The organism is Mesorhizobium sp. M7A.F.Ca.US.005.03.2.1, from assembly GCF_003997795.1.
GTDB lineage: Bacteria > Pseudomonadota > Alphaproteobacteria > Rhizobiales > Rhizobiaceae > Mesorhizobium > Mesorhizobium ciceri.
This window is the reverse complement of sequence record NZ_RZRP01001097.1, coordinates 1-1,743: the sequence shown is the minus strand read 5'-3', so window position 1 is coordinate 1,743 and position 1,743 is coordinate 1. Positions and strand designations below refer to the sequence as shown.

Annotated in this window: 2 protein-coding genes; both read left to right on the top strand. The window is 62.5% G+C overall.

Going from position 1 to position 1,743, the window contains the following annotated elements; translation table 11 throughout:
- The first annotated feature begins 35 nt into the window (after window positions 1–35).
- Window positions 36–857, top strand: a complete 822-nt coding sequence (locus EN991_RS35020; RefSeq protein ID WP_127370434.1) for an AraC family transcriptional regulator — start codon at window positions 36–38, stop codon at window positions 855–857.
- A 221-nt stretch (window positions 858–1,078) separates the two neighbouring features.
- Window positions 1,079–1,743 (top strand): DNA gyrase subunit A (locus EN991_RS35015; protein ID WP_281058843.1); only part of this gene is annotated, 665 nt, incomplete at its 3' end.

Sequence of the window (1,743 nt, the reverse complement as noted above, 5' to 3'; positions counted from 1 at the left end):
GTTCTGGGCTTGGGAAAAATTGCTATATTTCGACCATGACGACGACCACGCATAGTCTCGCATCCGGAGCCGGTTGGCATGTGACGGATGTGATCTGCACGGCCGGCGCCGGCCGGCCGTTCGAGGAGGCGCATCAGGATTTCTGTGTGGCTGCAGTCACCAGCGGCACGTTCCGCTACCGCGCCCAACAAGGAACGGCGATGCTGGCGCCCGGCGCGCTCCTGCTCGGCAATCCCGGCACATGTTACGAATGCGGGCACGAGCATGGCGGCGGCGATCGTTGCCTCTCGTTCCATTTCAGGCCGTCCTACATGGAGCGGATCGCGGCTGGCGTGCCGGGCGCCAGGAAGCTGGCTTTCGAGGCGGCGCGCCTGCCGCCTTTGCCGGTCCTGGCGCCACTCCTGGCCGAGGCGGAGACCGCGCGCGAGACGGCCGACATCGACGCCTTCGAGGAACTTTCCCTCCGCATGGCCGGTGCTGCCGTGGCCACAGCCTCTGGCGCTACGCATGTCAGCCGCGCGCCGAGCCGCCGCGACCAGAAGCGGGTGGCCGAGGCAGTGCGGTGGATCGAACTCGATGCCGACGGGCCGGTTTCCCTTTCAGCGCTTGCCGATGGGACGGCGACCAGTCCGTATCATTTCCTGCGCATCTTCCGGCAGGTGGCGGGCATGACCCCCTACCAATTCCTGCTCAAGACGCGATTGCACAGGGCCGCGGTGCGGCTACGCATGTCGGACGATACGGTTTCCGCGATCGCTTTCGGCGCTGGCTTCAGCGATCTGTCGACCTTCAATCGTCGTTTTCGGCGGATCATGGGGCAGACGCCAAGCCAGTATCGCAGCCGCCGTGGCGCATAGGCCGTTTCTGCTTGGTGAATCGGCCCGGTGCACCGCAAAGGCAGACACGCAGGCTTTTGCGTCAGGGCGGCGAAAACCGCCTTGGCCATATCGTCGCAATCATCGGTATCCATTTGAAATTACCATCAAAAATGACACTGGAAAAGTGCCGTGAAGGTTGGAGTTTCGGGCTTGCTTCCTATATAAGCACCAAGTGATTCCTGATTAGATTGTGATCCGATTTGACCGACCAGAAGACACCGCGCGGCGCCGACGGCGGCCCCACCGGCATCGAGCCGATATCCATCGTCGAGGAGATGCAGCGCTCCTATCTCGATTACGCCATGAGCGTGATCGTCAGCCGTGCGCTGCCGGACGTGCGCGACGGCCTGAAGCCGGTGCATCGCCGCATTCTCTTCGCCGCCCATGAGAGCGGCTACCATTGGAACCGCAAATATGTGAAGTCGGCGCGTCCTGTCGCCGACGTGATGGGTAAATACCATCCGCATGGCGATGCTTCCATCTATGACGCCTTGGTGCGCATGGCGCAGGACTGGTCGTTGCGCGTTCCGTTGATCGACGGGCAGGGCAATTTCGGCTCCATCGACGGCGATCCGCCTGCGGCGATGCGCTACACGGAAGCGCGGCTGACCAAGGTTGCGCACGAGCTCCTGGAGGATATCGACAAGGATACCGTCGATTTCCAGGACACGTATGATGCTTCCGGCAGCGAACCTAAGGTTCTGCCGGCACGTTTTCCCAACCTTCTGGTCAATGGCTCGGGCGGCATCGCCGTCGGCATGGCGACCAACATCCCGCCGCACAATCTCGGTGAAGTCTGCAATGGCGCCATCGCCATCATCGACAATCCGGCGATCGACCTGCCGGCGCTGATGGAGATCATTCC

Coding starts and splice junctions, on each gene's coding strand:
- EN991_RS35020 (WP_127370434.1), top strand. CDS start 36: ATGACGACGACCACGCATAGTCTCGCATCCGGAGCCGGTTGGCATGTG.